At 38.6% G+C, this 24253-nt stretch carries 20 protein-coding genes; 14 read left to right on the top strand and 6 right to left on the bottom strand.

Going from position 1 to position 24253, the window contains the following annotated elements:
* Positions 1–233 precede the first annotated feature (233 nt).
* On the bottom strand, positions 234–1508 hold the full coding sequence (gene purD, locus T429_RS0101280) for a phosphoribosylamine--glycine ligase (protein WP_005773953.1): 1275 nt from the start codon (positions 1506–1508) through the stop codon (positions 234–236).
* A gap of 90 nt (positions 1509–1598) precedes the next feature.
* On the opposite strand from purD, the gene ubiA reads away from it, so the two are divergent.
* Positions 1599–2603 carry a 4-hydroxybenzoate octaprenyltransferase gene (ubiA, locus tag T429_RS0101285; protein WP_005773951.1) on the top strand — a complete coding sequence of 335 codons (1005 nt, stop codon included), beginning with the start codon at positions 1599–1601 and terminating at the stop codon, positions 2601–2603.
* Between the two features lie 381 nt (positions 2604–2984).
* Here ubiA and pdxH read toward each other — a convergent pair whose 3' ends face one another.
* Positions 2985–3608, bottom strand: coding sequence for a pyridoxamine 5'-phosphate oxidase (pdxH, locus tag T429_RS0101290; protein ID WP_005773950.1), 624 nt, complete (start codon positions 3606–3608; stop codon positions 2985–2987).
* 331 nt (positions 3609–3939) lie between these two features.
* On the opposite strand from pdxH, the gene T429_RS0101295 reads away from it, so the two are divergent.
* From T429_RS0101295 to T429_RS0101330, 8 genes are all read left to right on the top strand, one after another.
* Positions 3940–4842, top strand: a complete 903-nt coding sequence (locus tag T429_RS0101295; RefSeq protein ID WP_005773949.1) for a DnaJ C-terminal domain-containing protein — start codon at positions 3940–3942, stop codon at positions 4840–4842.
* Positions 4843–4971: 129 nt separating this feature from the next.
* Positions 4972–5790 (top strand): enoyl-ACP reductase FabI, encoded by an 819-nt coding sequence (gene fabI / locus T429_RS0101300; protein ID WP_005773948.1) that lies wholly within the window; start codon positions 4972–4974, stop codon positions 5788–5790.
* A 147-nt stretch (positions 5791–5937) separates the two neighbouring features.
* A complete protein-coding gene (aroC, locus tag T429_RS0101305; protein WP_005773946.1) occupies positions 5938–7026 on the top strand; it encodes a chorismate synthase in 1089 nt (362 codons plus the stop codon).
* Between the two features lie 15 nt (positions 7027–7041).
* Entirely contained in the window at positions 7042–8145 is a 1104-nt protein-coding gene (ribB, locus tag T429_RS0101310) for a 3,4-dihydroxy-2-butanone-4-phosphate synthase (protein ID WP_005773945.1), read from the top strand.
* Between the two features lie 7 nt (positions 8146–8152).
* On the top strand, positions 8153–8407 hold the full coding sequence (locus T429_RS0101315) for an exodeoxyribonuclease VII small subunit (RefSeq protein ID WP_005773944.1): 255 nt from the start codon (positions 8153–8155) through the stop codon (positions 8405–8407).
* Between the two features lie 245 nt (positions 8408–8652).
* Positions 8653–10560 carry a 1-deoxy-D-xylulose-5-phosphate synthase gene (dxs, locus tag T429_RS0101320; protein ID WP_005773943.1) on the top strand — a complete coding sequence of 636 codons (1908 nt, stop codon included), beginning with the start codon at positions 8653–8655 and terminating at the stop codon, positions 10558–10560.
* A gap of 17 nt (positions 10561–10577) precedes the next feature.
* Positions 10578–11321, top strand: coding sequence for a TlyA family RNA methyltransferase (locus T429_RS0101325; RefSeq protein WP_005773942.1), 744 nt, complete (start codon positions 10578–10580; stop codon positions 11319–11321).
* Positions 11318–12571, top strand: a complete 1254-nt coding sequence (locus tag T429_RS0101330; protein WP_005773940.1) for a class I SAM-dependent RNA methyltransferase — start codon at positions 11318–11320, stop codon at positions 12569–12571. Before T429_RS0101325 ends, T429_RS0101330 begins: the two co-directional genes overlap by 4 nt.
* Before the next feature lie 553 nt (positions 12572–13124).
* Here the strand turns inward: T429_RS0101330 and tldD are convergent.
* The gene (gene tldD / locus T429_RS0101335; RefSeq protein WP_005773939.1) at positions 13125–14546 is read right to left on the bottom strand and encodes a metalloprotease TldD; all 1422 of its coding nucleotides are present in this window, start codon (positions 14544–14546) and stop codon (positions 13125–13127) included.
* 110 nt (positions 14547–14656) lie between these two features.
* Positions 14657–15196 (bottom strand): invasion associated locus B family protein, encoded by a 540-nt coding sequence (locus T429_RS0101340; protein WP_026500824.1) that lies wholly within the window; start codon positions 15194–15196, stop codon positions 14657–14659.
* A gap of 448 nt (positions 15197–15644) precedes the next feature.
* Here T429_RS0101340 and cyoE point away from each other — a divergent pair, with 448 nt between their 5' ends.
* From cyoE to rnhA, 4 genes are all read left to right on the top strand, one after another.
* Entirely contained in the window at positions 15645–16580 is a 936-nt protein-coding gene (cyoE, locus tag T429_RS0101345; protein ID WP_005773937.1) for a heme o synthase, read from the top strand.
* A 181-nt stretch (positions 16581–16761) separates the two neighbouring features.
* On the top strand, positions 16762–17817 hold the full coding sequence (gene ispH / locus T429_RS0101350) for a 4-hydroxy-3-methylbut-2-enyl diphosphate reductase (protein WP_005773936.1): 1056 nt from the start codon (positions 16762–16764) through the stop codon (positions 17815–17817).
* The gene (locus T429_RS0101355; RefSeq protein WP_005773935.1) at positions 17817–18776 is read left to right on the top strand and encodes a homoserine kinase; all 960 of its coding nucleotides are present in this window, start codon (positions 17817–17819) and stop codon (positions 18774–18776) included. The genes ispH and T429_RS0101355 overlap by 1 nt, the downstream gene beginning before the upstream one ends.
* A 5-nt stretch (positions 18777–18781) precedes the next feature.
* Positions 18782–19249, top strand: coding sequence for a ribonuclease HI (rnhA, locus tag T429_RS0101360; protein WP_005773934.1), 468 nt, complete (start codon positions 18782–18784; stop codon positions 19247–19249).
* Positions 19250–19277: 28 nt separating this feature from the next.
* Here rnhA and T429_RS0101365 read toward each other — a convergent pair whose 3' ends face one another.
* Complete coding sequence (locus T429_RS0101365; RefSeq protein WP_005773933.1) at positions 19278–20156, bottom strand: protein-disulfide reductase DsbD domain-containing protein; 879 nt, start codon at positions 20154–20156, stop codon at positions 19278–19280.
* 71 nt (positions 20157–20227) lie between these two features.
* Between T429_RS0101365 and T429_RS0101370 the strand changes: the two genes are divergently transcribed.
* Entirely contained in the window at positions 20228–20812 is a 585-nt protein-coding gene (locus tag T429_RS0101370) for a YqgE/AlgH family protein (protein ID WP_005773931.1), read from the top strand.
* A 394-nt stretch (positions 20813–21206) separates the two neighbouring features.
* On the opposite strand, the gene T429_RS0101375 is transcribed toward T429_RS0101370, so the two are convergent.
* A complete protein-coding gene (locus T429_RS0101375) occupies positions 21207–24092 on the bottom strand; it encodes an EAL domain-containing protein (protein WP_005773930.1) in 2886 nt (961 codons plus the stop codon).
* Between the last annotated feature and the right edge of the window lie 161 nt (positions 24093–24253).

Raw genomic sequence — 24253 nt, forward strand, 5'->3', positions numbered from 1 at the left:
GGTGGAATCGATTTATACTCTTCATGGTTAATATTGTGAAATGGAAGAAAGAGCATGAGGGGTATTTCTTTGTGCGTGGATAACATGAAGTGCGTTCTTTTTCGGTATTTTATTTTTTAAGGAAAATAGACTCGTTTTTTTCAAAGTTATAAGCAACCCAAAACAAATAAGAAAATTAGCGTATCATGCTGTTAGGCGAAAGAATCAAATCGTCAAAAAGAATACCAAAAGATTTAGTTTTCTCGCGCAATGGCGCGCCATCCGATATCACGACGAGCAAAGCCTTCTGGCCAATCAATACAATCAACCGCTTCATAAGCACGTTTTTGTGCGTTTGTAATGGTTTTTCCTGTTGCTGTTATATTGAGAACACGTCCACCATTTGCAATAAGTTCTCCATTGCGCAATGCGGTACCAGCATGAAAAACTTTCACATCAGGAAGTTTGTTTACTTTATCAACATTACGGATAACAGTTCCTTTTTGGGGAGAGCCTGGATAACCATTCGCAGCCATAACAACGGTGAGGGCTACTTTTTCAGACCACTGAAGAGGTTTATTTTCAAGATTCCCTTGAGCTGCAGCAAGAAAAATCGGCAGAATATCGTCTTTGAGGCGCATCATTAAAACTTGACATTCAGGATCACCGAATCGTACGTTAAACTCAATGAGTTCGGGTCCCTTTTGCGTTATCATCAATCCAACGAAGAGAATGCCTTTAAAGGGGGCGCCTATTTCATGCATGCTTTTTAAAGCAGGTTCAACAATTTCTTTGAGGGTGCGATTCACCATTTCTTCGGTCATGATGGGCGCTGGTGAATAAGCCCCCATACCACCGGTATTTGCTCCAGTATCGCCATCACCCACACGTTTATGATCTTGAGCAGATCCAAAGGGAAGGGCAATTTTACCATCACAAAGACAAAAGAAGCTTGCTTCTTCACCTTCAAGAAAAGATTCGATAACAATTTTGTTTCCTGCATCGCAGGAGGCATTTTTGAAACAGGCATCAACGGCGTTCAATGCTTCTTCTATTGTTGTTGCAACCACAACACCTTTGCCAGCTGCTAAGCCATCCGCTTTAATGACAATGGGAACACCTTGTTGATGAATGTAAGCTTTGGCTTTAGCTGCATCATTAAAGCATTGGTAACTTGCTGTAGGAATGTTATTCTTACGGCATAAATCTTTTGTAAAAGCTTTTGAACCTTCTAGTTGAGCAGCTTTTTGAGTCGGACCAAATACACAGATGTTGGCGTTATTAAGAGAGTCAGTTATACCTGCAACCAATGGTGCTTCTGGTCCTACAATCACAAGATCAATAGAATGTGCTTTACAAAAATCAATAACAAGGGGGTGGTTATCAATGTCTAAATTAATATTTTCACCAAATTCTGCTGTTGCAGGATTGCCAGGAGCACAATATAACTTTTTGAGCAGTGGTGATGCTGCTATTTTCCATGCTAAAGCATGTTCTCGCCCACCTGAGCCAATAAGAAGAATATTCATTGCTTGCTCCTCTCATAAAAGATGATTAATCTCATCCTCTTCTCATAAGAATGAAATGTCTCTATCGCAAGACTAAAGGTAAATCATTTGATGAAAAAAAATAAAAATATTCCTCATGTTCAGTCCTATGATAGTCAAGGACGGGTTATGGATGCCTCTGCCAAACAATGGGTCTATAATTTTCTTCCCTGTTCTTTATGGTTTTATGCGCAATTGGCGCGTTGGGATCGGCCGATCGGATGGCAATTGTTGATGTGGCCTTGTTTTTGGTCAACAACAATGGCTTTTCTCTCTTATGACATGCGTTATGAGCCTCTTTTACCAATGCTTCTCCATTGGATTTGGTACCTTTTTCTTTTTTTTCTAGGATCCATCGCTATGCGAGGGGCAGGATGTACTTGGAATGATCTTATTGACCATAAAATTGATTCTCAAGTCGAGAGAACACGTTCTCGCCCATTACCGACAGGTCATGTGAGTCGGTTTCAAGCAAAAGTTTTTATACTTGTGCAATGTTTGGTTGGTTTAGGTGTTTTATCACAATTTAATAGGTTTAGTTTTTTTCTGGGCATTTCGTCTTTAATAGCTGTTGCATTTTATCCTTTTATGAAACGCGTAACCTATTGGCCACAGTTTTTTTTAGGTGTTGCATTTAATTGGGGAGCATTAATGGGGTGGGCCGTTGTGTTTGGAAGTTTAAGCTGGGCACCAATTTTACTTTATGTGGGATCAATCTTGTGGACCATAGGATACGATACCATCTACGCACATCAAGATAAAGAGGATGACGCTACTGTGGGGATCGGTTCTACGGCGCTTCTCTTTGGCAAAGGAACTAAGCGTGCTTTAGTCTTTTTGTATGGTGGTTTTGTTATATTCGTGAGTTTAGCATTTTATTTGGCTAAAGTCCCTCTATTGAGTTTTTTGGGAATTTTTTTAGCAAGCATCCATATGTTGATTCAAATTAAGGTTATTGATATCGATGACAGTGCACAATGTCTTAAGCTTTTCAAATCTAATTCGCTTATTGGTTTTGTAATTTTTACTGGTTTAGTCTGTGGTGGTTTATGGATGATATTTTATCATGCAGTTTAACAACACGTTAGATAAAATCATATGTTCTGTGATGATGGGAAGAAGAATAAACAACTTTTTAATTGAAAGTGCACTTTCAATGTATTCATTAGAAACAACATAGATACGACTATTTTATGATACTAGGATTCCTTTGAATATCACTGCTTCCCTTATCAGAAGTTCAAAAGTAAAAGCATCATTTTTCTTAAGACAGTATTTTCTCTTCAAGAATCTTATCGCTAACCTAGTTTCAAGCGATGAGGAACATTATCAACCAACGTTTATAGAAAAATAAAGTTCTTCTTGAAATGAAATAAATTACCTCTTTTTAGAATTTAGCAAATAGAAAGTAATTGTTTAAGCATGAGGAAAAACTTTATAACGATGAGGCTTGAAGGATTAAGGGTAAAGTTTTTGTCTTTTCCAATTGTTGTTTTCAACACAATCGCGGGTAAAAAGTAGACGATCATGTAAACGAAATGGGCGATCACACCAGAATTCTATAGAAAGGGGTTTAACACGAAACCCAGACCAATAAGGTGGTCGTGGAATATTGCCTAGAGCATAACGCGCAGTATATTGAGCAATGGCTTTTTCGAGGACAAAACGATTTTCTAAAGGTTGAGATTGTTTTGATGCCCATGCACCAATTCGACTTCCACGGGGGCGCGATTGGAAATAAGCATCGGCTTCCTGCTGAGTTACTTTTTCAACAATTCCTCTTATTCTGACCTGACGACGAAGCGATTTCCAATGAAACCCTAAGGATGCTTTCATTGATTTTAAAATTTCTTTTCCCTTTTGGCTTTCATAATTGGTATAGAAAACGAAGCCTTGAGGACTATAGTCTTTGAGGAGAACCATTCGAACATTAGGGAGACCTGTTTCGTCAACTGTCGCGAGTGCCATAGCATTGGGATCATTTATTTCGCTTATCGTTGCTTTTTCAAGCCACTTTGCAAAAAGTTCAAAAGGTTTTTGCATGTCCATAAAATGATCGTCTGTTGGTATTTTATCGCTCATAGTATCTCCAAATGTCAGTGAGCATGGATATTTTCTCATTTACTTTTTCATCAAGAAGTAAAGTACCATTTTTTCTTATTTTCAAAAAGCCAATGCTTTCATATATTTTTAATGAGTATTTTTATGGTGGTTTCATTATTTTTGTCTTTAGCATAGAAGACAATGAGCTATATTAGATAAATATTTCATTTTATCTGGTATTTTAGTTTCTTAATAGACATATAAAGAAAAGAAGAAATTATTTTCTAGAATAGACTGATGAAGCTATAAGGAATATTGAGCGACATATCCGTTGATATTTTGAAAACGAAAAAATTGAAAAGAGGGCAATATGCGTGATCCCTACACGATTCTGGGTGTGGCACGTACCGCAAAACCGCAAGAGATTAAATCAGCATTTAGAAGATTAGCAAAGAAGTATCATCCAGACCACAATAAAGATGATGCAAAGGCTAAAGAAAAGTTTGCTGAAATTAATCAAGCTTATGAGATTATAGGTGATAAAGATAAAAAGGCACAATTTGACCGCGGTGAAATTGATATGGAAGGCAAACCACTTTATCAAGCCTATGGTGCTGGTGAAAATTTTAGCAATAAACAAAATCCTTTTTCAGGAAGAGCAAAAGGATTTGATTTCTCCTCTTCAGGGGGGGCAGGTTTTGATGCGAGTGATATTTTTCGCGATCTGTTTGGAGGAGCCGGTAGCTTCTCAAATTCCACACACTATAATCGCCCTCAACAAGGAGCCCATATTCGCGCTAATCTTACAATAACATTAGAGCAGATGGTTGGCGCAGAAAAGGTAGAAGCTGTCTTTCCCCATGGAAAAAAGTTAAAAATTAAACTTCCAGATTATATTGAAGACGGGCAAACTATTCGTTTAAAAGGTCAGGGAGAAGAGGTTCCACATGGGCAAGCAGGAGATGCGTTGATAACCATTCAGATTCAAAAACATCCTCGTTTTCGGGTTGAAGGAAGGGCGCTCCATCTTGATTTACCCGTTTCTCTTAAACATGCTGTTTTGGGATCAAAAGAAGAAGTTGAGACATTGGAGGGACGTGTGGTTTTGACGATTCCTGCTTGGTCAAGTTCTGACCGTGTTTTGCGGTTGAAAGGAAAAGGGCTTCGTTTAAAAAATGGTACAAGAGATGATCTTTATGTGCATGTTCGTATTATGTTGCCGGAAGGCGAAAATGCTGCGCTAGAACAGTTTTTGCGAACGCAAAAAGATTAATTTTTAAAATTTTGATATATATAAAGCATAGTTTTTGTTTGATTTTAAACCAATTACTTGAAGAAAAAGTTGACCTATGCCATAGGCAGATGAATAATATTAATTTTAAGTAACAATGGGGCAGTGCTGATGGCTAAGGGTAATGGTTTATTGTATGGGAAGCGTGGTTTAATTTTGGGGTTGGCCAATAATCGCTCCATCGCTTGGGGAATCGCTAAAGCAGCGAGTGCTGCAGGAGCAGAGCTTGCTTTTACCTATCAGGGTGAAGCAATGAAAAAGCGTGTTGAGCCTTTGGCTGAAGAATTAAAGGGGTTTGTTTGTGGACATTGTGATGTTTCTGACAGTGCGTCTATTGATGCGGTCTTTAGAACCATAGAGAAGAAATGGGGCAAACTCGATTTTTTAGTTCATGCTATTGGTTTTTCTGATAAAGATGAATTAAGTGGTCGCTATATTGATATCAGCGAATCAAATTTTATGATGACTATGAATATTTCTGTTTATTCCCTAACAGCTCTAACAAAGCGCGCAGAAAAGTTGATGGTAGATGGTGGGTCTATCTTAACACTAACCTATTATGGTGCGGAAAAGGTTGTTCCCAATTATAATGTCATGGGGGTTGCCAAAGCTGCTCTTGAAGCGAGCGTGAAATATTTAGCGGTAGACTTAGGTCCCCAAAAGATTCGTGTTAATGCGATATCTGCTGGCCCTATTAAAACGTTAGCGGCTTCAGGTATTGGTGATTTCCGTTATATTCTAAAATGGAATGAATATAATGCGCCTTTACGTCGTACGGTATCCATTGAAGAGGTGGGTGATTCTGCCCTTTATTTTCTTTCGGATTTATCTCGTTCTGTTACCGGTGAAGTTCATCATGTCGATTCAGGTTATAATATCATCGGTATGAAAGCCGTTGATGCTCCAGATATTTCCGTCGTTAAAGAATAAGTTTGATTTATAGGATTTTTATTGGACAGCGATGATTTGACCAAATTTAAAGTAGCCAAGAATATTTTGAAGTTAAGGAGCTGTTTTATGTATAGCTCAACATGCGTTGTTATTGCATATATTTGACAGAGAAACGGATCTTTTTTCATGTCGCATAATACATTTGGTCATTTGTTTCGTGTAACAACATGGGGTGAAAGTCATGGTACTGCTCTTGGTTGTGTCGTTGATGGTTGTCCCCCCGGAATTATTTTTACGCGTGCAGAAATTCAAGCTTATCTCGATAAGCGTAGACCTGGGCAGTCCTTATATACAACGCAGCGCCGAGAACAAGATCAAGTAGAAATCCTTTCAGGAACAATTGCTCAAGAAGACGGGGGAACATTCGTTACAACAGGCACACCAATTTCTCTATTGATTCGAAATACAGATCAACGCTCTCAAGATTATGGAGAAATTGCTCATCAATATCGTCCTGGCCATGCAGATTATACTTATGACGTTAAATATGGCATCCGTGATTTTCGAGGGGGAGGGCGTGCTTCAGCACGCGAGACAGCAGCACGTGTTGCGGCTGGTGCGTTGGCTCGTAAAATTGTTCCTGGTTTGGTTGTTCGAGGAGCCGTGATAGCCATTGGTCCCCATAAGATTAATCGTGATCGTTGGGATTGGTCAGAGGTTGAAAATAATCCTTTTTTTACAGCTGATGCAGAGATGGTTCAAATTTTTAGTGATTATATCCGTAAAATTCGTAAAGATGGTACATCTGTTGGTGCGGTTATTGAGATCGTTGCAGAAAATGTTCCGGCAGGTTTAGGTGCCCCTATTTACGCAAAACTTGATCAAGACATTGCATCATACCTTATGTCAATTAATGCGGTAAAAGGGGTTGAAATTGGTGATGGTTTTGCGGCAGCCTGCTTGAGGGGAGAAGAAAATGCCGATGAAATGCGGATGGGAAATGACGGAAAACCACTTTTTTTATCCAATCATGCTGGTGGTATTTTAGGGGGAATATCGAGTGGACAGCCAATTATTGCACGTTTTGCTGTAAAACCTACGTCATCCATTTTAAAGCCTCGTCGCTCTGTGGATGTTGATGGTCATGATGTAGACGTAATAACGAAGGGACGTCATGATCCATGTGTTGGGATTCGGGCTGTTCCTGTTGGTGAAGCGATGGTTGCTTGTGCACTTGCTGACCATTATTTAAGACATCGCGGTCAAGTTGGGTGATTGAGAAGGTGAATAATGGCGTATAATGAAGAAAAAATTATTTCTGCGCTTAAAGCTTTTGAATGCGGTGAAATTGTTGTGGTGACAGATGATAATGACCGTGAAAATGAAGGTGATTTAACGGTTGCTGCAGCCCATTGTACAGAAGAAAAGATGGCATTTATTCTTCGTCACACAACGGGTATTGTGTGTACACCTATGCCCAAAAAAGAAGCACAACGATTTAATCTTGCTCCTATGGTACAAGATAATAATTCTGCACATGGGACGCAATTTACGGTTACTGTTGATTTTAAACACGGCATAACAACAGGGATTTCAGCGCATGACCGTACATTAGCGGTGCGTAATCTTGCAAATTTGAATGCAAGTGCGGATGATTTTGTTCGTCCAGGGCATGTTTTCCCTCTGATTGCGCATGAAGGGGGGGTTCTCATGCGTTCAGGTCATACGGAAGCCGCTGTTGATTTATGTCAATTAGCTGGTTTGCCACCGGTTGGTGTTATTGGTGAGTTAGTCAATGATGATGGAAGCGTTAAACATGGCGATCAGATTACCAAATTTGCACAAGAACATCGGTTGCATATCATAACGGTTGCAGATTTAATTGCTTACCGACAGCGTAAAGAAATATTGATCAAGCGTGTTGGAGAAATGCCGATTGAAACACCTGTAGGTCCTGCTATTATTCAAAGTTATCAACTCCCTTGGGAAGATGTTCAACATATTGCGATTATTTTTGGTGATATCCGTGAGGGAGAGGGTATTCCTGTGCATTTACACCATGAAAACATTATAAATGACGTTTTTTGTCAATCTTCAGATATCATGGTGATGATGCAGCGTATGATGGAAAAAGAAAAACGTGGTGTATTTGTTTATTTGCGTGAAGGATCTGTTATACAATCAACGATTGGCATTCAAAATATGGCAAGAGACGGTTCAGAAAATCATGTGCAGGCGATTGAACGTGAAGAAGAATGGCGCAAAATTGGTTTAGGATCGCAAATTTTAAAATATTTAGGAATAGACTCGGTTATTGTTTATGCTTCTAAAGAGCACCATTATCTAGGTTTAGAAGATTTTGGAATTCGTATATCTAGGACAGATATTTTTTGAGGTTCATATGAAAAAAGAGATACAAGAGGGGGATATTACGACTTTAAGCTTTGAGCAAGCGCTTAAGCAGCTTGAAGTTATTGTTGAAAACTTAGAACGTGGCGATGTGCCTTTGGAACAATCCATTGATATTTATGAACGTGGTGAAGCGCTTAAAAAACATTGTGAAAAACTCTTGAAGGTTGCTGAAGCCAAAGTTGAAAAAATTCAGCTTTCACAGGAAGGTTCTCCAGAAGGCGTAGAGCCACTTGATGCTCAATAATATTAAATATTTTGGGATATTTATTGTGGGACTCTAAGAGATGCAATAATCTTAGTTTATAGAAAGCAAATTTTATTGATTTCTTTTTTATAAAATAAGTTAAAAATGGAAAAGATCATCAATCATCTCAAAGAGAGAAGAGCATTTTTTAGTAAAAAAGATGTAAAGCTCTCAATAAACGAGTAGAAAAGATATATTTTTAATCGTTGCTTTCTCTTGAGCTAAGATAATAGAAAGGAATTTTTTTGTCTCAGGTCTTAACACCATTGCTTGACCGTGTTTGTTTCCCGCAAGATTTGCGGGCATTACCTGAGTCTTATCTGGTACAGTTGGCTAATGAGTTGCGGGCCGAAACGATTGATGCGGTTTCTGTAACAGGAGGTCATCTTGGGGCGGGACTTGGTGTTGTTGAGCTTACGGTTGCGTTACATTATATTTTTAATACACCAGAGGATAGGATTATTTGGGATGTTGGTCATCAAACCTATCCGCACAAAATTTTAACGGGGCGTAGAGAAAAAATTCGCACATTACGTCAAGAGGGGGGGCTATCAGGCTTCACAAAACGTTCAGAAAGCGTGTATGATCCATTTGGAGCGGGGCATTCATCGACTTCTATTTCGGCAGGGCTTGGCATGGCGGTGGCAAGTGCTTTGAAAGCGGAGATAAGACGCAATATCATTGCTGTCATTGGTGATGGTGCAATGTCTGCGGGTATGGCTTATGAAGCAATGAATAACGCTGGTGCTTTGGATGCACGCTTGATTGTTGTTCTAAATGATAACGATATGTCTATCGCACCGCCTACAGGTGCTATGAGTGGGCATCTTGCACGATTAGTCTCTCGTCCCTCTTATCGTCATTTGCGTGAACGCGTAAAGATATTGAGCGAAAAATTGCCAAAGTTTTTTTTAGATAAAGCACGTCGTTCAGAGGAATTTGCGCGTGGCCTTTTGGTTGGAGGAACGTTATTTGATGAGCTTGGCTTTTATTATGTTGGCCCCATAGATGGGCATAATTTTGGGCATTTATTGCCTGTTTTAAAAAATGTTCGCCAATATCCTAATGGTCCTGTTTTGGTGCATGTTGTAACCCATAAGGGAAAGGGATATCCACCTGCAGAAGCTTCATCTGATAAATATCATGGTGTTAACCGTTTTGATGTCACAACAGGAAGACAGGTTAAAGCACCTAGTAATATTCTACCCTATACTAAGGTATTTTCTAAAGCTTTAATAGAAGAAGCCAGCCATGATGATAAGATTGTTGGTATAACGGCGGCAATGCCAACAGGGACAGGTCTTGATGCTTTTGCAGAAAAATTTCCTAAAAAGATGTTTGATGTTGGGATTGCTGAGCAACATGCCGTAACTTTTGCGGCCGGACTTGCTTGTGAAGGGTATAAGCCTTTTGTTGCAATTTATTCTACTTTTTTACAGCGTGCTTATGATCAAATTATTCATGATGTATCAATTCAAAAGTTACCAGTACGTTTTGCTATTGATAGAGCAGGTTTTGTTGGGGCAGATGGTGCAACGCACGCTGGTAGTTTTGATATTGTTTTTTTGGCTACGCTTCCTGAGTTTGTTGTTATGGCACCTTCAGATGAACTTGAACTGATGCATATGGTGCGTACAGCTGCAGCTTATGATCAGGGTCCCATTTCTTTTCGTTATCCACGTGGTGAAGGTATTGGTATAGATTTACCGAAACGTGGTGAAATATTAGAAATTGGAAAAGGACGTGTTCTGCGTGAAGGAGATAGGATCGCTCTGGTTTGTTTTGGAACACGAATGTCAGAAGTATTGCGAGCTGCTGAGATGTTGGAGGCTAAAGGGCTCTCGACAACGGTTGCAGATGCACGGTTTGCAAAACCTTTAGATAAAGATTTGATGCGTCGTTTAGCCCGTGAGCATGAAGTATTGGTGACCATTGAAGAAGGTGCAATCGGTGGATTTGGAGCACATTTATTACAATTTTTAGCACAAGAAGGGCTCTTAGAGCATGGATTGAAAGTTCGTACACTCAAACTTCCTGATGAATATTTGAATCATGGTTCACCAGAAAAAGTTCTCTCAACGATTGGGCTTGATGCTATGGGGATTGTCAACACGGTGTTGACGGCTTTGGGACGCGAGATTTTAATAGGATAAAAAAACTCGAGTATGAGATGGCTTTCAGAAAAAGGCTCGATATTCTTTTAGTTGAAAAAAACTTTTTTACGACACGTTCCCGCGCACGTGATGCTATTATGCGCCAAACTGTTAAAGTTAATGGTGAAATCGTTTTAAAAGCGGGACAAACCTTTTTTGATAACGTAGAGATTATCGTTTGTGATCCAGCGCAGAATTATGTTTCACGGGCAGCATTAAAATTGATTGCTGCACTTGATGCATTTCCAATTGTAACGGATAAAGTGACGGCCATTGATGTTGGTGCATCAACAGGTGGTTTTACACAAGTTCTCTTAGAACGTGGAGCAGCACATGTCATTGCTGTTGAGGTTGGGCATCATCAATTTGATAAACGTTTATTGGGCAATAGTGCTATAACCTTATTAGAAGGCTTGAATGTTCGAGACCTTCAACAGGAACATTTAGGCGGGCGGGAAATTGATCTTATCGTTTCAGATGTTAGCTTTATTTCTCTCAAACTTGCATTGCCTCCTGTTTTGTCTTTAGCTAAAAAGGGATCCCAAGCTGTTTTACTGGTAAAGCCTCAGTTTGAGGTTGGTCGTAAACACCTTGGTAAGGGAGGAATATTAGATCCATCAAGAGCTAAAAAAACCGCTGAAGAGCTTTTTGTCTGGTTAAATACTCAAACAGGGTGGTGTGCAAAAGATCTCCTTCCTTCTCCCATTACAGGGTGTGATGGCAATGTGGAATATTTACTATTTGGAGAAAAGCAACAGTGAGTAACAATGTCATAATCGACCATATAGGAGCAAATGGTTATGGTGCTGCTAAAACGGCTCACGGCTTTGTTGATGTTCCTTTTACTTTGCCAGGAGAGTGTGCAGAAATTATTGTTCATGAAAAATATTCAACATATAGAGCATTAAAACAAAAATCACCAGAACGCATTGATGCTCTTTGTCAGCATTTTGGAGAATGCGGAGGCTGTACTCTTCAACATTGGCGTGCTGATGCTTATCGTGTATGGAAACGACAATTGGTTGTTGATGCGCTTAAAAACTATGGAATTAAGAGCGTTGTTGCGCCTTTAATAGAATGTAAACCCTATAGCCGACGGCGGATAACTCTAACAGCATCTATGACTCCACAGGGTCAAAAAGTTGGTTTTAACCGTTATCTCTCTCATGAGATCGTGGCTATTGAGGAATGTCCGGTAAGCTGCCCAGAGCTTATTTCTCAGTTGCGTAATATCAGAGAGCTCTGTGCTTTTCTAAGCAGCTCTGTCAAACGGTTTCATGTTACGATAACACGCGTTGAAAATGGCTTAGATGTTGCTTTAAGCGGTTGCATTATACACCATGAATCACTTCGCCAGAAAATGATCAGTGCAGCTCTTTCTTATGGGATTACACGTTTATCTGTTGAGGGTGAAGTTTTGATTGAACGAGAAAAACCAGAGATTTACTTTGGAGATGTCCGTGTTGAATTTCCTTCTGGTGGTTTTCTTCAAGCAACCTGTGAAGCTGAAAATATAATGGGCAATATTATTTTGACTCATTTAAAAAAAATAAAGAATGCTCTTGATTTATTTTCAGGGGTAGGAACATTTACCTTGCGTATGGCAAAAAAGATGAATGTTCATGCAATAGAAAATAATGAGACAGCATTAGAAAATTTAGTTTCAGCAGCCCGTTTTGCGACGGGTTTAAAAACAGTCACTTGTGAAAGACGCGATCTTTTCCGCCATCCACTTTCTGTAAAGGAACTTGAGTGTTTTGAGAGTGTTGTTTTTGATCCTCCGCGTGCGGGTGCAGAGGAACAAGTCCGTGAACTGGCGAAGGCAACAATACCCCGTGTTGTGGCAATTTCGTGTAATCCTACGACATTTGCGCGTGATTTATCTCTTCTTGTTGCTGGGGGGTATGAAGTAGAAAAAATCACACCCATTGATCAATTTTTATGGTCAGCCCATGTTGAAATTGTTGCTGTTTTGAACAAAAAGAAAAAGAAGAAGGGCTGGAAGCTTTAGCCTGAATTTTTTTTAACGCCATGAAGATTTTAAAAAATTTACTTACGTATTATTATAAAAATCTCTTCAAAATTTATCTACAATAATAATCTAATAATCTTTTTCTCATTGAATTAAGAGCATTGAATATAGGAAGCTTTCTTATTTGAGACTTTTTGATTATGAAATATAAAAGACAGTGCTACTCCACACAAAAGACGAACATATTATGAAAAAGGTATGTTTGAGAGGATATCTGAACAAGCCAGCAGTACCGTTATGTTGACTATCTCCCAATGACATGACAGTCTTTGGTATTTGAGGCGGTTCATGAGAGGTATGCCTTTCTTGTATAGTTTTACTCCACACCGATCTTGTAGTATACAAATCAATGTTTTTTATTGATTCAACATACACAGATTAAAAATAAGAGAATACGGTATAAAGGTTCTCATTCAAGTTGAATGATGTTGGATTATCTTTAAAATCAATGCATTGCATACAAAAAATATCCTTTCTCATAAACCGTTTGAATAGATGGGAAGGGGGTAATATTGGGCAGAAATGAGCAAACTTATTCTTTAAGCGCAGTTCCACCGATCGTCATATTATTGATTCGTAGATGAGGTTGCCCAACACCAACAGGAACATTTTGTCCTGCTTTTCCACACATACCAATACCATTATCCAGTTTACTATCATTGCCAATCATAGTGATACGTTTCATAGCATCAGGTCCATTTCCAATAAGAGTTGCACCTTTGATGGGGGCAGCAATTTTACCATTTTCTACTCGGTATGCTTCAGTACATTCAAAGACGAATTTGCCAGAAGTAATATCAACTTGTCCTCCTCCAAATGAAACAGCATAGATACCACTTTTAAGGGAAGAAATGATTTCTTCAGGTGTTTTGTCCCCTCCTAGCATGATTGTATTGGTCATTCGTGGCATTGGGGCATAAGCATAGGATTCGCGCCGTCCATTTCCAGTTGATTTACTCCCCATAAGTCGTGCATTAAGCCTATCTTGCATAAAACCAACGAGTTTTCCATCTTCAATGAGAACGTTATATCCTGAAGGGGTTCCCTCATCATCGATAGTCAGAGAACCACGGCAATGAGGAATTGTTCCATCATCAACAACTGTCACACCTTTTGCGGCAACTTGTTGTCCTAAAAGTCCAGCAAAAGCAGATGTTTTTTTGCGGTTAAAGTCACCTTCTAAGCCATGACCTACGGCTTCATGGAGCATAACACCAGGCCATCCATTGGCTAAGACAACATCAAATGTTCCTGCAGGTGCTGCTTCTGCTTCTAAATTTGTTAAAGCCATACGTAAGGCTTCATCTGCGGCTTGTTTCCAATTGTCTTCACAAATAAATTGTTCAAATGCTTGTCGCCCCCCACATCCATAAAAACCATTTTCACGTCGATTGCCTTCAGCCGCAACCACAGATATAGAAAGCCGTACAAGAGGACGAGTATCGCGAACCAAATATCCATCTGCACGTAAAATTTCGACATGTTGTAGTGAGCCAGAAAGAGAAACAGTCACTTGATGCAATTTATCATTTTTTGCTCGTAAATAAGCATCAATTTTTTGCAAAAGAGCACTTTTTTCTTCAAATGACGGAGCATCAAGGGGATTATGCGGTTTATAAAGCCTCTTATTTGTTTGTTGAGGAGCTATGCTATAAGGTCCAGCATGATTATTGTAGGTAACAGCTTTAGCAGCTTCACAAGCACGTTTGAGGGCAGCAGCTGATAATTCACTAGAATGTGCATATCCAGTTGCTTCTCCAGCAACGACACGCAAACCAAACCCCATATCTTGGTGGAAAGAGCCGTTTTTAAGCTGTCCATTATCAAATAAAAGGGCTTCGCTTTCTTTATACTCGAGATAAAGTTCGCCATCATCAGCATCATGAAGCGTTTCCTGTACAAGCGATTGCACTTTAGAGGAAGCAATATCAAAATGATCAATCAGCGATTTCATAAGAATTATCCTATTTTTATTGGGAGGTTAGAAGATTTTTATTGATCTAATTTAAGATGTTCTCAAAATAGATGAGGGGATTTTAATCATCCCATGGGCATTGATTTCATTCATGTGGGTAAAGTTGCATAAGCATCGCCAAGACCATGTAGGTCAACGAGACCTCCAATTCCTTGCTCAGGGGTTGTAAAGATAAAATAGGTTGCCATTTTTCCTTTTAAAAAGCGTTGTAATATATCGTCTTTAAGAAAAGCTTCAGCAACACAATTATCACCAAGACAACGACGATATTCCATTCGGCCCATATTTTTACCGTCAATTTTAATTCCAACGCCAGGACGTAACTCAACGCGAATCGGAACAAAAACACGCATTAAAGCACCTTGCTTTTGAGGAAGTTTATAAAATGTAACGCGCAAGGTAATATCATGACGACCTTGTGTATGAACGTTTTGTACAACTTCACACTGCATATTAGGTGTCCCTGGTGGGAGAGTACAAACCTTTGTCCAAGCACCATAGGTTTGTGGAGCGGGAACATTTTGCGCATAGGGCGTTTGTGCAAAAGCATGATTGATCAAACTACTAAAAAGTGTGTGAAGAACTGCACCAATAAAAAAAGCTTTTTTGAATAATTTATAAAGTATCACAGAAAATCCTATCCGATTCAACATATACACAATCATGCATAGATTTGCATAACATTTGCATAAAAAATGAATTCCCCACATAAAATCTATAACACAAAACCAATATTTACCAAATATATCCATCTCTATGCAAGAAATAAAGGAAAATGAAAAGAAGGAGCATTTTATAGGAGATAAATTTTCAGCATGGCTTTATGATGTTTGGTAGGATACATTTTTATGATAGATTTGTAATGTAAGAGAAAATGTTGATTGAAAAAATGTATTTTTGTTGCAAATATCTCTATCTATTTTTAGGGGATGCGTACAAGAAGGGTATGCCATATTTTCTTTTCTCAAAAATACAATTGGTCTTAATGGGTCATTCTCATACACTAGAGAGTAAGGTAGTATTTGCGAAATAATATTTGTTTGTGAATGACAGAAATGGAAAAGGGTTTTGAGTGGAATGTCTGTTTCAGGAGAGTTATCGGTTGCAAATGGTAAATCAATGCCACCAAAATCCCGTATTGGTGATTATATCACGTTATTAAAGCCGCGTGTTATGTCACTTGTTGTTTTTACCGCACTGGTTGGTTTAATGGTGTCTCCTGTCCCCATCAATCCGTGGTATGGTTTTTTAGCAATTCTATGTATTGCAGTTGGCGGCGGCGGTGCGGGAGCACTGAATATGTGGTATGATGCTGATATTGATGCCGTAATGGAACGGACCAAAAAGCGCCCCATTCCTATGGGTAAAATCAGCTCCAAAAAGGCATTTATTTTTGGCATGGCTTTGTCTCTGCTTTCGGTATTGGTTATGGGGAGCTTCATTAATTGGTTTTCGGCATTTTTTCTTGCATTTACAATTTTCTTTTATGTTGTTATCTATACAATCTGGTTAAAGCGTATCACACCACAAAATATTGTTATTGGTGGTGCTTCTGGGGCTTTTCCACCAATGATTGGATGGGCTGCAACAACTGGGACAGTGAGTTTTGATAGCTTTTTATTATTTTTAATCATTTTTATGTGGACCCCCCCTCATTTTTGGGCTCTTTCTCTCTTTTCATCTCTTGATTATGAGGCTGCGGGCATCCCTATGATGCCCAATGTACGAGGTGAATATTCAACAAAAAAACAGATCTTATTTTATACTATTTTGATGGCACTATGCGCTGCGGCTCCTTGCTTTACTGGTCTTGGTGGAATTTTTTATGGTATCTTTTCGACAATCTTGGGTATTATTTTTATTTATTTTGCCTATCGTTTGTGGAAAGCTGATAGCCATGATGAAACTATTTTGATGGCCAAAAAAACGTTTTTCTTTTCATTATTTTATTTAGCAGCGATCTTTGGAGTTCTTTTGATTGAATCCCTTATTTGGTATTTTACCGAGCTTTAGAAAAATAAAATGAAAAAGCAAATTTTAAAAGAGCTTTTTTGCAAGAAAATACTGTAAGAAAACACTATAGAGTGTGTTCATGCGAAAGATGATATTGCACGTTTTTTTTACATTGCTTATTCATGTATAATGATATGTCGTTTGAATATGAGACTAAAGCTATAGAGATTAAGGATGATTTATGTCTGGACTTCCCCCTTTAACGATACGTCTTTGTGGTCCGCGTGGATTTTGTGCAGGGGTTGATCGTGCTATCCAGATTGTTCTGCTTGCATTAAAAAAATATAGTGCTCCTGTATATGTTCGTCATGAAATTGTACACAACCGTTACGTGGTTGAAGGATTACAGCAAAGGGGCGCTGTTTTTGTTGAAGAGCTTGGTGAGATTCCAGAAGAACATCGTGGTCAACCGGTTGTTTTTTCTGCCCATGGTGTACCAAAATCTGTCTCAGAAGAGGCACGACGTTATAATTTGTTTTATCTCGATGCAACGTGTCCGTTAGTCTCGAAAGTTCATAAACAAGCGATACGGCATCAACGTCACGGTCGTCATGTTATATTGATTGGTCATGCGGGTCATCCTGAGGTTATAGGGACAATGGGACAACTTGAAGATGGGGCTGTGACGCTTATTGAAACGATAGAAGATGCCTTGCATTATCAACCAGGTGATCCGGATAAATTAGGGTTTGTTACACAAACAACGCTTTCTGTTGAAGATACAGCAGGAATTCTTGATGTATTACAACGACGTTTTCCTACATTAGCAGCCCCAGCGGCTGAGTCAATTTGCTATGCTACAACGAATCGACAAGATGCAGTTAAGGCAGCTGCAAAGGGGAGTGATTTGTTTTTGATTGTTGGAGCGCCAAATTCTTCTAATTCACGACGTTTGGTAGAGGTTGCCGAAAAGTCTGGTGCGCGGCAAGCTATTTTAGTTCAGCGTGCTGATGAAATTAATTTTGAAAACCTAAAAGCTCTTTCTGTTGTCAGTCTTTCAGCAGGGGCTTCAGCTCCTGAAATTATTATTGATGAAATTATTTCAGCGTTTCGTGCGCGTTATGATGTGACAATAGAATTAGCTGAAACAGTGGTGGAAACGGAAAGATTTTTAGTGAGTCGTGAATTACGTGACGTCATTTTAACGCCTCAAGATATGGCATTTGTAAATGGTCAAACAAATAATGCAAAAAATGACAATCAGAATACAGACATGTCTAGAACGAAAGCAGAATAATGGCCGTTTATACAAATATTCATCCAAATGATTTAAAAGCGTTTTTAACCCGTTACGCAATAGGATCACTTTTGTCTTATCAAGGGATAGAGGAAGGGATTGAAAATTCTAATTTTATGCTGGAGACAACACAAGGGCGGTTTATTTTAACGCTTTATGAAAAGCGTATTTCAAAAGATGATTTACCTTTTTTTTGTCGTTTGATGCAGCATTTGGGGCAACGTGGAATTCCTTGTCCGCAGCCGGTTCTTCAAAATGATGGCACGATGATCGGTAAACTAGCAGGACGTCCTGCTGCTATTATTACCTTTCTGGAAGGAGAGTGGATCCGACAGCCCGATATAGGTCATTGTGGCGAAGTCGGTAAGGGGTTAGCGCAATTGCATTTAGCAGGACAGGATTTTACATTCAGTCGTAAAAATACGCTTTCTATTATGGATTGGCAGGTATTGTGGCAACGTTGTCAAATCACAGAAGATTCATTGTTAAAAGAGTTTGGACAAAAAATTGAGTCGGAATTGGCTTTTTTACAGGAAAATTGGCCGTCGAATTTACCAACAGGTATTATTCATGCAGATTTATTTAATGATAACGTCTTTTTTGTCAATCATCGTCTTTCTGGTATAATAGATTTTTATTTTGCTTGTAATGACTTTTTTTCTTATGATTTAGCGATTTGTTTAAATGCTTGGTGCTTTGAAGCTGATCATTCCTATAATCTTAGCAAAGCACGTAAATTATTGGAAAATTATCAAAAAATAAGACCCTTGATCCCTTTAGAATTGGACAATATTGTTTTATTGACTCGCGGTGCGTCTTTACGTTTTTTACTCACACGTCTTTATGATTGGTTTAATACACCGCCTGATAGCTTTGTTATTAAAAAAGATCCATGGGAGTATTGGCACAAGCTTTGTTTTTTCAGTAACGTCAATTCGCTAAGTGAATTAGGTTTTTAAATTTTATGGCTCGTCAACAAAAAGTCGTTGAAATTTATACAGATGGTGCTTGCTCAGGAAACCCTGGTGTTGGAGGCTGGGGAGCAGTTTTACGCTGGAATGGTCATGAACGTGAGCTTTATGGCGGTAAGGCTCATACAACGAACAATCAAATGGAACTCATGGCGGCAATTCGTGCATTAAAGGCGCTTAAAGAGCCTTGTTTGGTCGATCTTTATACGGACTCAGTTTATGTGCGTAACGGTATATCTAAATGGATTGAAGGTTGGAAAAAGAATAATTGGCGCACTGCATCAAAAAGTCCTGTGAAAAATATGGAGCTATGGCAAGCTCTTGAAGAGGCTTGTTCTTGCCATACAGTCAGATGGCACTGGGTCAAAGGACATGCTGGCCATCCAGAGAATGAACGCGCTGATGCTCTTGCTCGCAAAGCAATTGAACAATATCGGGAAAATGGGCATTTTCCAACATAATGGCTATTTGAGAATCTTTTCTCTTTTATCATGGGATAGCAAGAGGTGTTGACTGTGTATGGAATATAAATGTTCCACTTAAAGCGTGATCTTTAAAAGAGACTGTATAAAAAATTTTGTGGTTGGTTTCTTCTGGGACGAAATAGAGTGGAGCGCTAAAGAGAGTATATTCTGCATTCTCACTGACTTTTTTGGCTGCTCCAATTTGCATTTCTCCTCCATCTAAAAAGAGAGAGTAAGGCTTTGTTTTATTGTTATTTTGTATTTTTATCAGGAGGGTATTATTATTTTTTTCGGCGTTTATTTTTAGAGTATTTTGCGTCATACGCGGTAAAGAATCTTGGGCGTTTTTTAACAAGGAAATAGGCAGAGGTTTGTTTTTAAGAGCAGATGGCAAAAAATCAAAGTTAACAGTCAAAGGAAGACAGATTTTATGGCATAATCCAAGAGTGAAAGAACCACTTAAATTTTTGCTGGAAGAAGATAGATGAAAAGGCAATATCACTTTATCTTTATAGCCTAATGACCAATCTTTTTCTGTTTCAAAAAGCTGTGGAGTAGGATAAAAGATTTCATAAGAAACTTGTTGGTTGAAATTAAAAAAGGGTGCCATTCCTGAATTACCTGGATTACGCCAGTAGGTTTTCCATCCTGCTTTGAGCACAATTTCAATAAAGCCCTCTCTTATCCCAGAAAGAGAAGGTTCAGTGATTGCTAATCGAATACGACCTCCCTCTGATTCATACCAAGAGGTTGAGAAAAGCAGGAGTTTTTCTTCTGTTTGAGCATTTACAGGAATGTTAAGTAATTCTAAAACTATCAATGTTAAGCTTAAAGTAACGAAAAGCTTTTTATAAAAGAAAGCTGGGATATTTTTTAAATTTATAAATATGTGACTTTTTTTCATTGGAGTTTTATTTTCCTAGTGTACTAAATAGACGAACTTTTATCATGTAAATTATGGAGAATAACAGATTAATGAATCAGTGTAATGGCTTTTTGGGTGGACAATTACTCATAGCAATGCCTGGGATGAATGACAAACGCTTTATTCGTTCTGTTATTTATATTTGCGCGCATTCTGATGCTGGTGCGATGGGCATTATTCTCAATCAATTACATCATATTGATTTTCCAGAGCTTTTGCTTCACCTTGGTGTAATAGACAGTGGACAAAAAAAACAGCTTTCTGAACCAATAAAACAGTTTCCAGTTCGCTATGGTGGTCCTGTTGATCCTTCGCGTGGTTTTGTCCTTCATTCAGATGATTATGCTTGTGAAGAAACTGTTTTTATTGCAGATAAGGTCTGTTTTACGGCGACAATTGATATACTAAAAGCGATCAGTTGTGAACAAGGTCCACAACATGCACTGGTAGCATTAGGTTATGCTGGATGGAAAGCAGGGCAACTTGAGGCAGAAATTTCTACAAACGGTTGGTTAATCAGTTCGACATCACCAAGTTTTCTTTTTGAAAGTGATTTAAGTTGCAAGTATGATAAAAGTTTAACACGCATGGGGATTGATCCAATCTATCTTGCTTCTGAAATGGGACACGCGTAGAGTTTTTTAACTTTACACATTGTTCTATCCTTTATGTTTTTATTTTAAGAAAACATCCCTCAGGCTTCCCAAGCCTATTTCGCGATAGCGTTTGTAAGTGGTCTTACGGTGAATCCACCGAGCCTCCATCTTTACGCTTGTAAGGTAACAAGCCGAGCATCATCGTTATATTTTGTCAGCCCTCAATGATGCGACAGCGCTTGGCACTTCAGATGATTCATGAAAAGGTATTTTCCCCCTTTTTAAATAGTTTTTTCCACTTAAGCTTTTCCTACTTGTGATGTGAAAGTGAATGGTTTTTATTGATTCAACATGAGAGAGAGTTTGAAATAAGAGAATTTTTAGTATTCAGAGTTTTAATTCAAGTTGAATAACGCTAACTTATTATTATAAATCAATATTTTCGCTTATAAGGGAAATGGCTTTGAACGAGAGTGATTAACTCTTCTATGGCAATTGGTTTTGTCACAAGTGTGCTTTGAACATATTTACAGCCTTCTTGACGGAGAAAGATTGCTTCTTTTTCATTTTCAACACCTTCTGCGATAATTTGCAAGTTAAGATCTATTGCCATATTAATGATAGACTTGAGAACGAGCTTCTTCTTGAGAGAGTCGATAGAGATCAGTGAACGATCAAGTTTAACCATATCAAATGGATAACGCACAAGATAGGTCAGTGACGAATAACCTGTTCCAAAATTATCGAGTGCGAGGTTCATTCCAAGTGTTTTAATTTGTTCGAGAAAATGAGCTGATTGTTCAGGATTGTTTCTTAAGACAAATTCCGATATTTCAATCATCAAGCGCCCTTTGTGGAGCGGATGGCGAAGCAGAGCAGCACGCAGTTGACTGATAAAACGAGGATGAATCATTTCTGCGCTTGGTAAATTAATTGAAATAAAGAAAGACTGCTGGGGAAATTTTTCTTCTACATTCATAAGATCGATAATGGCATTTTCGATGATAAATAGTGACAAATCCATAACGATTTGTTCATTTTCTACGATTTTTATGAAATCAGAGACATTTAATTTTCCATAAGTTGGATGATGCCATTCTACAATTGTTTCAAAACCAATAATATGTCCATCTGATAAATTAAGAATAGGATGGTAGAGAATTTTCATCTCCTGACGCTTTATGGCATAATGAATATCTTTTTCCAGAGTATTCTGTTCGAGACCTAGGGTGCGAAAATTAGGACGAAAAGGTTCAATATGGTTTCCTCCCATTTGTTTTGCACGAATCATTGCTAATTCACTATCATTAAAAATATCTTTAGCCGTTGATCGGCTTTCACTCCATGTAACCAATCCGATAGACGTTGAAAGGATTATTTTATTTTCCGCAAGTGAAATAGGTGCTGAAATTGTTTTGTGCAAATGATCCGCAAATGCTGCAATTTTTTGTGGTTCAGTTTCACTGAGTAAAATAATTGCAAAGCGGTCTGCTGAAAGGCGTGATAAGGTATCTTGAAAGTTAATAAGTCGATTTAAACGACGGGCGATTATAAGGAGTACAGTATCCCCAATGGCTATGCCTAACTTGCGATTAATTTGACGAAAATTATCAAAATCAATCATAAAGACGGTCGGTCTAATTTTAATATTTGCTTTCGCTAAAGAGGTATAGTTTTGTAGTCTATCAAAGAAAATTTGTTGGTTAGGAAGGCCAGTTAAGCTGTCGTGGATTGCATCATGCAGTAAACGTTCTTCAGATTTTTTATGGTTCGTAATATTGACAATAGTTCCAATGACACGTGTGATTTTCCCATCTTTTTGCATCGCTGGACGTGCACGAAGAGAAAACCAATGATAATATCCCCCCCCAGAAGAAAGCCGAAAAATTTGATCAATACGCCCTTTTTTATTTTTAAGAATGATATCCAATACGGCTTGGAAGCGTTCACGATCATCATAATGCAAGGCCGAAATCCAGTTGCGCATGGTCCCATTGAGGTTGTGGATTTCAGTACCAAAAAGGGTTTTTATGTTTGGATGAACAACAATACGATCACGCTCAATATTCCAATCCCAAATAATATTTCCAGCTCCTTTTGCTGCGAGGACTTGTTGTTCGAGGTCGGAAAATATTCCTTCATGGAAAGCGTCATGAGAAAAAGTTTGTTGCAGGACAGTAAAGCTAATGAGAAGAACAATGAGGACTAATCCTCCCGCTAATGCTGGCTGGATAATATCATTGTTTAAATGTCCCTCTATGCAGGCATAGGCTCCCACACACCAAAAGCTAATAAGCAACCATGTTGGAATAAGCATAATAGCGCGGTCATAACTTCGGATTGAAAAATAGATGATGAACAGTATACCCAGCATAGCGGTAAGGCCAAATGATAGACGGGCAATTCCTGCTGCTCTGATTGGATCATAAATAGCAAAGGCTCCTAAACTGCAAAAGGCAATGATCCAGGCGATAGCACCATAACTAAAATGATAATGCCAGCGATTAAGATTGAGATAGGTAAAAAGAAAAATGAAGAGTGTTGCAGCAAGGGCTACTTCTGTACCGGCACGCCAGATTGGTTGTGTTGTGAGTGTAACTGCAAAGAATTTATTTAAAAAGTTGAAGTCAATACCAATATAAAAAAGCACAGCCCAAGCGACAGCAGCTGTTGCAGGAAAAAGCCCTGTCCCACGGACAACGAAGAGAACGGTTAACAAAAGGGCTAAGAGACCTGATATCCCAAGAAGAATACCATGATAAAGTGTATAAGAATTAAGGGCGTCTTTATAAGCTTCAGGTTGCCATAAATAGATTTGCGGTAGATTTGCAGAGTTAAGTTCGGCTACAAATGTAACAACAGCACCGGGATTGAGAGTAATATGAAAGATATCAGAGTTCGTACTCGGTTGACGATCAAGAGAAAAACCTTCACTTGGTGTTATAGATTGTATCCGTGCTGATCCAAGGTCTGGCCAAAAAAATCCAGAGTGCGCCATGCGGTAGTGGGGGGCAACAATGAGACGATCGACTTGTTCATCTGTTGGATTTGCAAGAGAAAAAACTGCCCAGTTTCCAGAAAATTTTTCACTTTTTGCCTGCACTTCAATACGCCATACAATACCATCTGGTCCTGGTGCTGTACTTGTTTGAAAAATAGAATTGTTTGTATGATGAATTTCAATTGCTTTTGAGAGATCAAGAGCAGCATCTTGAGAAGAAATCTTAACGGGTTCAATAGCGTGTGCTGATGTAAGATGGACAAAAGAACTAACGACGATAATGAAAATGATGTCAATTATTTTACGCAAACTTTTCACAATGTCCCACTCTCAATATTTTAAGATGTCTAATTTTCATTTAGATTTTTGAGAAAAAACGTCCACTTTTTATCATTTATTTACAGAATAAATCGTGATCACTTCCTCTTAAGTTATATGATTTTATAGACAAATAGACCATATACTCATTTGCTTCCATG

It is taken from the genome of Bartonella elizabethae F9251 = ATCC 49927, from assembly GCF_000518165.1.
In the GTDB taxonomy this organism is placed as follows: Bacteria; Pseudomonadota; Alphaproteobacteria; order Rhizobiales; family Rhizobiaceae; genus Bartonella; species Bartonella elizabethae.

Bases quoted from the DNA above. Each gene is read 5' to 3' on its own strand.
- T429_RS0101295 (WP_005773949.1), top strand. From the start codon at position 3,940: ATGCGTGATCCCTACACGATTCTGGGTGTGGCACGTACCGCAAAACCG.
- fabI (WP_005773948.1), top strand. From the start codon at position 4,972: ATGGCTAAGGGTAATGGTTTATTGTATGGGAAGCGTGGTTTAATTTTG.
- pdxH (WP_005773950.1), bottom strand. From the start codon at position 3,608: ATGAGCGATAAAATACCAACAGACGATCATTTTATGGACATGCAAAAA.
- T429_RS0101365 (WP_005773933.1), bottom strand. From the start codon at position 20,156: ATGAAAAAAAGTCACATATTTATAAATTTAAAAAATATCCCAGCTTTC.
- ispH (WP_005773936.1), top strand. From the start codon at position 16,762: ATGTCTGGACTTCCCCCTTTAACGATACGTCTTTGTGGTCCGCGTGGA.
- ubiA (WP_005773951.1), top strand. From the start codon at position 1,599: ATGAAAAAAAATAAAAATATTCCTCATGTTCAGTCCTATGATAGTCAA.
- T429_RS0101325 (WP_005773942.1), top strand. From the start codon at position 10,578: ATGGCTTTCAGAAAAAGGCTCGATATTCTTTTAGTTGAAAAAAACTTT.
- T429_RS0101355 (WP_005773935.1), top strand. From the start codon at position 17,817: ATGGCCGTTTATACAAATATTCATCCAAATGATTTAAAAGCGTTTTTA.
- ribB (WP_005773945.1), top strand. From the start codon at position 7,042: ATGGCGTATAATGAAGAAAAAATTATTTCTGCGCTTAAAGCTTTTGAA.
- rnhA (WP_005773934.1), top strand. From the start codon at position 18,782: ATGGCTCGTCAACAAAAAGTCGTTGAAATTTATACAGATGGTGCTTGC.
- T429_RS0101370 (WP_005773931.1), top strand. From the start codon at position 20,228: ATGAATCAGTGTAATGGCTTTTTGGGTGGACAATTACTCATAGCAATG.
- tldD (WP_005773939.1), bottom strand. From the start codon at position 14,546: ATGAAATCGCTGATTGATCATTTTGATATTGCTTCCTCTAAAGTGCAA.
- aroC (WP_005773946.1), top strand. From the start codon at position 5,938: ATGTCGCATAATACATTTGGTCATTTGTTTCGTGTAACAACATGGGGT.
- T429_RS0101315 (WP_005773944.1), top strand. From the start codon at position 8,153: ATGAAAAAAGAGATACAAGAGGGGGATATTACGACTTTAAGCTTTGAG.
- cyoE (WP_005773937.1), top strand. From the start codon at position 15,645: ATGTCTGTTTCAGGAGAGTTATCGGTTGCAAATGGTAAATCAATGCCA.
- purD (WP_005773953.1), bottom strand. From the start codon at position 1,508: ATGAATATTCTTCTTATTGGCTCAGGTGGGCGAGAACATGCTTTAGCA.